This is a genomic window from Streptomyces sioyaensis (assembly GCF_004122735.1).
Lineage (GTDB): Bacteria > Actinomycetota > Actinomycetes > Streptomycetales > Streptomycetaceae > Streptomyces > Streptomyces sioyaensis.
In genome coordinates, this window is the sequence record NZ_SDIF01000196.1 from 1 (window position 1) to 7,933 (window position 7,933).

Consider the following 7,933-nt stretch of genomic DNA (forward strand, 5'->3'; position numbering starts at 1 on the left):
CGTCAGGGTCGTGGCGTACTTGACCAGCAGCAGGCGGGGCCGGCCCGGCGTTCCTCTCCCAGGTCACCCACAACGGTCTCTTCCTGGTCTTCACCTCGCTCGCGGTGACGCTGCCGTTCTTCCTGCCGATGTCCGTCGGCGTGCTCGCGGGCGATGCCCTCGCCGGTGAGGCGCACGGCGGGACGCTGCGCTATCTCCTGGTCGCTCCCGCGGGCCGCACCCGCCTGCTGCTGGTCAAGTACGCCACGACCCTGACGTTCTGCCTGGTGGCCACCCTGGTCGTGGCGCTCTCCGCGCTGCTGACCGGCGCGCTGCTCTTCCCCCTGGGGGAGGTGACTCTGCTGTCGGGGACGTCCGTATCCTTCGGCGAGGGGCTGCTGCGGGCGTTGGCCATCGCGGGGGCCGTGGCGCTGTCGCTGGTCGGGGTGGCCGCCGTCGGCCTGTTCGTCTCCACGCTCACCACCAGCGGGATCGCGGCCATGGCGACCACGGTCGGCCTGCTGATCACCGTGCAGATCGTGGACACCGTCCCGCAGTTGGCAGCCGTCCAGCCGTACCTCTTCCCGCACTACTGGCTGTCCTTCGCCGACCTGCTCCGCGACCCCGTTTACTGGGACCAGTTGCAGAAGAACTTCGGTCTGCAGGCGCTGTACGCCCTGGTGTTCGGCTCGGCGGCCTGGGCGCGCTTCACCAGCCGGGACATCACTGCGTGAGGCCGCCGGGGGGCTGTGGCGCCGGCGTCTGTGCCGCGGCGGTCCGTGCCGCCGCCGCTTCCCGGGCCGCGTCCGCCACCTGGACCGCCTCGGCCGCGGCCGCCTCGCCCGCGTTGGCCGCGGCATCGGCCAGTGCCGCCCGCCCGCGCCGGGCGGTCCGCAGCGCATCCCAGGTCAGCACCGTCAGGGCCGCCCACACCAGCGCGAAGCCGGCCCAGCGCTCGGCCGGCATCTCCTCGTGGAAGACGGTGAGCCCCAGCAGGAACTGAAAGGTCGGCGCCAGATACTGCAACATCCCGATCATGGTCAGCGGCAGCCGCATGGCCGAGGCGCCGAAGCAGATCAGCGGCACCGCGGTCGCGATGCCGCAGCCCGAGAGCAGCAGCGCCTGGCCCACCCCGCCGGTGGTGAAGCTGGCCTCGCCGTGCAGGCCGAGGTAGATCAGGAAACCCAGTGCGGGCAGCATCTGCATCGCCGTCTCGGCGCTGAAGCCCTCGATGCCGTCGAGCTTGACGCCCTTCTTGACCAGCCCGTACGTCGCGAACGAGAAGGCCAGCCCGAGCGCGATCCAGGGCACCTTGCCGTAGGCGACGGTCATCACGACGACGGCCACGGCGCCGATCCCCACCGCCGTCCACTGCAGCGGCCGCAGCCGCTCGCGCAGAAACAGCACGCCGAAGGCGATGCTGACCAGCGGGTTGATGAAGTAGCCGAGCGAGGCCTCCAGGACGTGCCCGGCGTTGACCGCCCAGATGTAGAGGAACCAGTTCGTCGAGATGACCACGGCGCAGAGCAGGATCAGCGCGAGCCGCCGGGGCTGCCGCAGCAGCGGGCCCATCCAGGACCAGCGGCGGAGCACGGCCAGGATGACGAGCGCGACGGGCAGCGACCACACCATGCGGTGGGCCAGGATCTCGGACGGCGCGGCGGCGTCCAGCAGATGCCAGTAGAGGGGCAGCAGGCCCCACATGGTGTAGGCGGCGACGCCGTAGGCGAGTCCGGCACGCTGATCGCTTCGAGTCTGCAAGGGGACCCTCCTGGTGGCGCATCGTCGACTCTGCGAAGGTAGCGCCGCGCGGCCGGTCTGTCATGTGTGTTTTGCCATACGGTCATGACGAGACGGGTTGTGATGACGGGACGGGTCATGACGGGACGGCCAACGGCGAGCGGGGTGCCCGTACGGGACGCCCGAGGACGTTCCCGTACGGACACCCCGCAGGTGCCCTTGAGGGTCTTGCCGTGGAGGGTCCCGCCCGGGAACCTCCGTGGACCGGCCGTCAGCCGACGACGGTCCAGGTGTCGTTGCCGGCCAGCAGGGCGGCCAGATCGCCCTTGCCCTTCTGCTCGATCGCGGCGTCCAACTGGTCGGACATCAGGGTGTCGTAGACCGGCCGGTCGACGCTGCGCAGCACACCGATGGGGGTGTGGTGCAGGGTGTCGGGGTCGGCGAGCCGGGAGAGGGCGAAGGCCGTGGTGGGCGAGGGGTTGTGCGCGTCGTGCACCAGCACCCCGCCGAGGCCCTCCTCCCGGACGTCGATGATCTTGAGGTCGCCGGTGGCCGGGTCGCGGACCACGCCCTTGGAACCGAGGCCGTCGGGGGCCAGGGCACCGAAGCGGATCGGCTGCCCGTGCTCCAGCCGGATCACGGCCTCCTGGGCCTGCTCCTTGTCCTTGAGGACCTCGAAGGCGCCGTCGTTGAAGATGTTGCAGTTCTGGTAGATCTCCACCAGCGCCGTGCCGGGGTGGGCGGCGGCCTCGCGCAGCACCGAGGTGAGGTGCTTGCGGTCGGAGTCGACGGTGCGGGCCACGAAGGACGCCTCGGCGCCCAGCGCCAGCGAGACCGGGTTGAACGGCGCGTCCAGTGAGCCCATCGGCGTCGACTTGGTGATCTTGCCGACCTCGGAGGTGGGGCTGTACTGGCCCTTGGTCAGCCCGTAGATCCGGTTGTTGAACAGCAGGATCTTGAGGTTGACGTTGCGCCGCAGGGCGTGGATGAGGTGGTTGCCGCCGATGGACAGCGCGTCGCCGTCGCCCGTGACGACCCAGACGGACAGATCGCGCCGCGAGGAGGCCAGGCCGGTGGCGATGGCCGGGGCGCGGCCGTGGATGGAGTGCATCCCGTAGGTGTTCATGTAGTACGGGAAGCGGGAGGAGCAGCCGATGCCGGAGACGAAGACGATGTTCTCCTTCGCCAGGCCGAGCTCGGGCATGAAGCCCTGCACGGCGGCGAGGACGGCGTAGTCACCGCAGCCGGGGCACCAGCGCACTTCCTGATCGGACTTGAAGTCCTTCATGGACTGCTTGGCCTCGGCCTTGGGCACCAGGGACAGCGCCTCGATCTGCGAGGGCCGCTCCGAGATCGCCTCAGTCATTGATGGCCTCCTTAAAGACCTCCGCAAGCTGCTCGGCCTTGAACGGCATTCCGCTGACCTGGGTGTGCGAGTGCGCGTCCACGAGGTACTTGGCGCGCAGGAGAGTGGCGAGCTGTCCGAGGTTCATCTCCGGCACGATCACCTTGTCGTAACGCGCCAGGACCTCGCCGAGATTCCGCGGGAAGGGGTTGAGGTGGCGCAGATGGGCCTGCGCGATGCGCTCCCCGGCGCCCCGTACGCGCCGGACGGCCGCGGTGATCGGGCCGTAGGTCGACCCCCAGCCCAGGACGAGGATGCGCGCGCCCCGGCCGCTCTCGTCGGCCGGGTCGTCGACCTCGATGTCCGGGACCTCGATGCCGTCGATCTTCGCCTGGCGGGTGCGCACCATGAAGTCGTGGTTGGCGGGGTCGTAGGAGATGTTGCCGGTGCCGTCCTGCTTCTCGATGCCGCCGATGCGGTGCTCCAGGCCCGGCGTGCCCGGCACGGCCCAGGGGCGGGCCAGCGTCTGCCCGTCGCGCTTGTACGGCCAGAAGACCTCGGTGCCGTCCGCCAGGTGGTGGTTGGGGCCGGAGGCGAACTGCACGCGCAGGTCGGGGAGTTCGTCGACGTCGGGGATCCGCCAGGGCTCGGAGCCGTTGGCCAGATAGCCGTCGGAGAGCAGGAAGACGGGGGTGCGGTACGTGAGCGCGATGCGGGCCGCGTCCAGCGCCGCGTCGAAGCAGTCGGCGGGAGTCCTGGGCGCCACGATCGGCACCGGCGCCTCGCCGTTGCGGCCGTACATCGCCTGGAGCAGATCGGCCTGCTCGGTCTTCGTGGGCAGACCCGTCGAGGGCCCGCCGCGCTGGATGTCCACGACCAGCAGCGGCAGTTCAAGACTGACCGCCAGACCGATGGTCTCCGACTTCAGCGCCACCCCGGGGCCGGAGGTGGTCGTCACCGCCAGCGCACCGCCGAAGGCCGCGCCCAGCGCCGCGCCGATGCCGGCGATCTCGTCCTCCGCCTGGAAGGTCCGCACACCGAAGTTCTTGTGCTTGGACAGCTCGTGCAGGATGTCGGAGGCCGGCGTGATGGGGTACGAGCCCAGGTACAGCGGCAGATCCGCCTGCCGGCCCGCCGCGATCAGCCCGTAGGACAGCGCGAGATTCCCGGAGATGTTGCGGTAGGTGCCGGTCGGGAAGGCCTTCGTCGCCGGAGCGACCTCGTAGGAGACGGCGAAGTCCTCCGTCGTCTCACCGAAGTTCCAGCCCGCCCGGAAGGCGGTGACGTTCGCCTCCGCGATGTCCGGCTTCTTGGCGAACTTCGCCCGCAGGAAGGCCTCGGTGCCCTCGGTCGGCCGGTGGTACATCCACGACAGCAGCCCCAGCGCGAACATGTTCTTGCTGCGCTCGGCCTCCTTGCGGGAGAGCCCGAATTCCTTGAGCGCCTCGATCGTCAGCGTGGTCAGCGGCACCGGGTGGACGTGGTAGGCCTCCAGCGAGCCGTCCTCCAGCGGACTGGTCGCATAGCCGACCTTCGCCATCGGGCGTTTGGTGAACTCATCGGTGTTGACGATGATGTCCGCGCCGCGGGGCACGTCCCCGATGTTCGCCTTCAGTGCCGCCGGGTTCATCGCGACCAGGACGTTCGGCGCGTCGCCGGGCGTGAGGATGTCGTGGTCGGCGAAGTGCAGCTGGAAGCTGGAGACGCCCGGCAGGGTCCCGGCAGGGGCCCGGATCTCGGCGGGGAAGTTGGGCAGCGTCGACAGGTCGTTGCCGAACGACGCCGTCTCGGAGGTGAACCGGTCGCCGGTGAGCTGCATACCGTCACCGGAGTCACCGGCGAACCGGATGATCACCCGGTCCAGGCGCCGGACTTCCTTGCCTTGCCCGCCGTTACCGGATGCGCGCTGTTCCCCGACAAGCGCTGCGTCGGCCTGCTCGGCTGGGCTACTGACCTGGCTGGTCACTGCTTCGGACCTCCCTCGAGGGGTGCGGCGTCCCCGCCGGAGGCAGGGCTCGGGACGTGTCGTACCGACCGGTTGTCCCATAACCATCGTACGTGGGTAAGGGTGGCCTTCCTTAGGGCGATCGCATGCTGGACGTCAACATGAGACACCGATCTGGTGTGTTTTGTCATGAAATCACCGCCCCCGTGACCCCCTCATTCATGACGCTCCGGACTCCGCCATTGGTTCTACGCCGAAAGTCCTGAGACCCGGTGGAAAACGCCTCGGGCCACCTACCTGACAGAGTGTCAGACGGTCAGGAGTTGAGATAGGTGAGCACCGCGAGCACCCGGCGGTGATCCCCGTCACTCTGCGACAGGCCCAGCTTCAGGAAGATGTTGCTGACGTGCTTCTCGACCGCACCGGCGCTGACCACCAGCTGCCGGGCGACCGCGGAGTTCGTCCGCCCCTCGGCCATCAGCCCCAGGACCTCCCGCTCGCGGGGCGTCAGATGCGCCAGCACGTCCTGCTGACGGCTGCGGCCCAGCAGCTGCGCCACCACCTCCGGGTCCAGCGCGGTCCCGCCCCCGGCGACCCGGACCACCGCGTCGACGAACTCCCGCACCTCGGCCACCCGGTCCTTGAGCAGATAGCCGATGCCCCGGGTGGAGCCGGCCAGCAGCTCCGTGGCGTACTGCTCCTCGACGTACTGCGAGAGCACCAGCACCCCCAGGCCGGGATGGTCCCGGCGGAGCCGGATCGCGGCCCGTACGCCTTCGTCGGTGTGCGTCGGCGGCATCCGTACGTCCGCGACCACCACGTCCGGCAGCGCGCCCCCGGCGGCCAGCTCCCCGATCACCTTGATCAGCGCCTCGGCGTCCGCCACGCCCGCCACGACCTCGTGCCCCCGGTCGGTGAGCAGCCGGGTCAGGCCCTCCCGCAGCAGTACCGAATCCTCGGCGATGACCACCCGCACCTTGTCCTCCACGGCTCAGATTCCCCCATGCCCCGTCGCGTCCCGCTCTGCCGTCTCCAGCATCCCAGCATCCGGACGGGGGCGAGGCGGGGACGGGGGATCAGCGGCGGGCCGGGGCAGCTCGGCGGTGATCCGGGTCGGGCCGCCGGCCGGGGAGTCCACGACCAGCAGGCCGTCGACGGACGCCAGCCGCTCGGCCAGGCCCGCCAGGCCGGTGCCGGCACCGGTGTGCGCGCCGCCCTGGCCGTCGTCGGCGACCAGCACCATCAGCCGGTCCTCGGTGCGCCAGACGTCCAGCGTCGCGCTGCCGGCCATGGCGTGCTTGGAGACGTTCTGCAGCAGCTCGGAGGCGGTGAAGTAGGCGATGCCCTCGATCGCCGCGGCCGGCCGGCGCATGGGCTCGACGCTCACCGAGACCGGCACCGTGCACCGCGCGGCCAGCGCCGACAGCGCCGGGCCGAGCCCGCGGTCGGTGAGGATCGCCGGGTGGATGCCGCGGGCCAGGTCCCGCAGCTCCTGGAGCGCGAGCTTCACCTCGCCGTGCGCCTCGTCCACCATCTTCGCGGCGGCCTCCGGGTCCTCGTCCAGCTTCTCCCTGGCCAGACCCAGGTCCATGGCGAGCGAGACCAGCCGGGCCTGGGCGCCGTCGTGCAGATCGCGCTCGATGCGGCGCAGGTCGGCCGCCGCGGTGTCCACCACCACCCCGCGGTCCGACTCCAGCTCCACGACCCGGGAGGCGAGCGAGGAGGGCCCCAGCAGGCCCAGGACCATGACCCGGTCCACCTGGGTCAGCCCGCGGATCAGCCACGGCCCGGCCAGCACCATCAGCAGCCCGATCCCGCCGGTGAGCCCGATCTCGGCCGGGGTGTCGAGGTAGAAGGCGTGGCCGTTGCCCTCGTCCCACATCACGATGCCCGGCCGGTCGAAGTACGCGGGGAAGGCCCACCGCCACAGGGGGTAGACCAGCAGCACCCACCCGACGGACCAGAACGCCACCGAGAAGACGAACGTGAAGAGCGCCCACGGGAAGTGCACCAGGGAGTAGACGAGGTGCCGCCAGGAGTCCCCGCTCTTCAGCACGGCCCCGACCCACCCCATCAGCCCCGGCTTGGCGGCCCGGACCGGCCTCGGATCGGCGACGTCCAGCCCCAGCAGGGCGCGGGCTCGCGCACGCTCGACGAAGCCGAGGCCGCGGGCGCCGGCGAGACCGGCGGCCAGCACCGGGATGCCCAGGAACGTCACCAGCAGCCCGGCGCCCAGGGAGACCACGACCACCGTGTACGTGAACATCACCAGGGACATCGGGAGGTTGAGCAGGAGGTACAGGGTCTCCCGCCAGGTGCGCCCGGAGAACGGGGCGCGCAGCCCCACGGGCACACGGGAGCCGCGGTGCTGCGGTGCGTATGCGGAATCCATCGTCTCGTCTCGTCCGTTCTGCCGGTGGTGGCGCTGCCCTGGCGTGCCGGGTGCGGCCGTTGCCCTTGTCGGCGGCGCCGTGCCGGTTCCCCGGGCCGGGCGCCCTCTCGTCCGTCCTCACCAGGGTCCGCGCCCGGCGCCCGGCGCACCATGAGGGGCTTCGCAGTCTTGGGCGGGGGTTTTCCCCACCCTGGGGAGGCGCGGGGGCCCGGCGCCGGGTGGCGCCGGCCGTCCGACGGGCGCCGGTCGGGGCTCCGCCCCTCGGCGCCGGGGCCGGAACACCGCCCCTCAGCGGCCCCTCGACGCCGCCGCGGGCTCCGTCCGCGCCCGCCACGGCAGCTCCGCCGTCACCCTCGTGGGCCCGCCCACCGGCGAGTCCAGCACGAACAGCCCGTCCACCGAGCCCAGCCGCCCGGCGAGCCCGGCCATCCCGCTGCCACCGTCCAGCCGCGCCCCGCCCCGCCCGTCGTCCGACACCAGGATCAGCAGCCGGTCGCCCGCCCGTCGCCCGCCACCGCCCCGGTCCGAGGGC

At 71.3% G+C, this 7,933-nt stretch carries 5 protein-coding genes and 2 pseudogenes; 1 reads left to right on the top strand and 6 read right to left on the bottom strand.

Annotated elements, in window-relative coordinates:
- Positions 1–32 precede the first annotated feature (32 nt).
- Positions 33–713, top strand: a pseudogene (locus EST54_RS32270) (ABC transporter permease); the annotation flags it as partial.
- On the opposite strand, the gene rarD reads toward EST54_RS32270, so the two are convergent.
- The 6 genes and pseudogenes from rarD to EST54_RS34355 form a co-directional block, all read right to left on the bottom strand.
- Positions 703–1,740: an EamA family transporter RarD gene (gene rarD / locus EST54_RS32275; protein ID WP_129251238.1), complete on the bottom strand. Its 1,038-nt coding sequence runs from the start codon at positions 1,738–1,740 to the stop codon at positions 703–705. The pseudogene EST54_RS32270 and the gene rarD sit on opposite strands and share 11 nt — an antisense overlap.
- Before the next feature lie 250 nt (positions 1,741–1,990).
- The gene (locus EST54_RS32280; RefSeq protein ID WP_129251239.1) at positions 1,991–3,085 is read right to left on the bottom strand and encodes a 2-oxoacid:ferredoxin oxidoreductase subunit beta; all 1,095 of its coding nucleotides are present in this window, start codon (positions 3,083–3,085) and stop codon (positions 1,991–1,993) included.
- Complete coding sequence (locus EST54_RS32285) at positions 3,078–5,030, bottom strand: 2-oxoacid:acceptor oxidoreductase subunit alpha (RefSeq protein ID WP_129251240.1); 1,953 nt, start codon at positions 5,028–5,030, stop codon at positions 3,078–3,080. Before EST54_RS32285 ends, EST54_RS32280 begins: the two co-directional genes overlap by 8 nt.
- Before the next feature lie 295 nt (positions 5,031–5,325).
- Entirely contained in the window at positions 5,326–5,985 is a 660-nt protein-coding gene (locus tag EST54_RS32290; protein WP_129251241.1) for a response regulator transcription factor, read from the bottom strand.
- A gap of 15 nt (positions 5,986–6,000) precedes the next feature.
- Positions 6,001–7,401 carry a sensor histidine kinase gene (locus EST54_RS32295; RefSeq protein ID WP_244942659.1) on the bottom strand — a complete coding sequence of 467 codons (1,401 nt, stop codon included), beginning with the start codon at positions 7,399–7,401 and terminating at the stop codon, positions 6,001–6,003.
- Between the two features lie 288 nt (positions 7,402–7,689).
- Positions 7,690–7,933: pseudogene (locus tag EST54_RS34355) on the bottom strand (sensor histidine kinase); the annotation flags it as partial.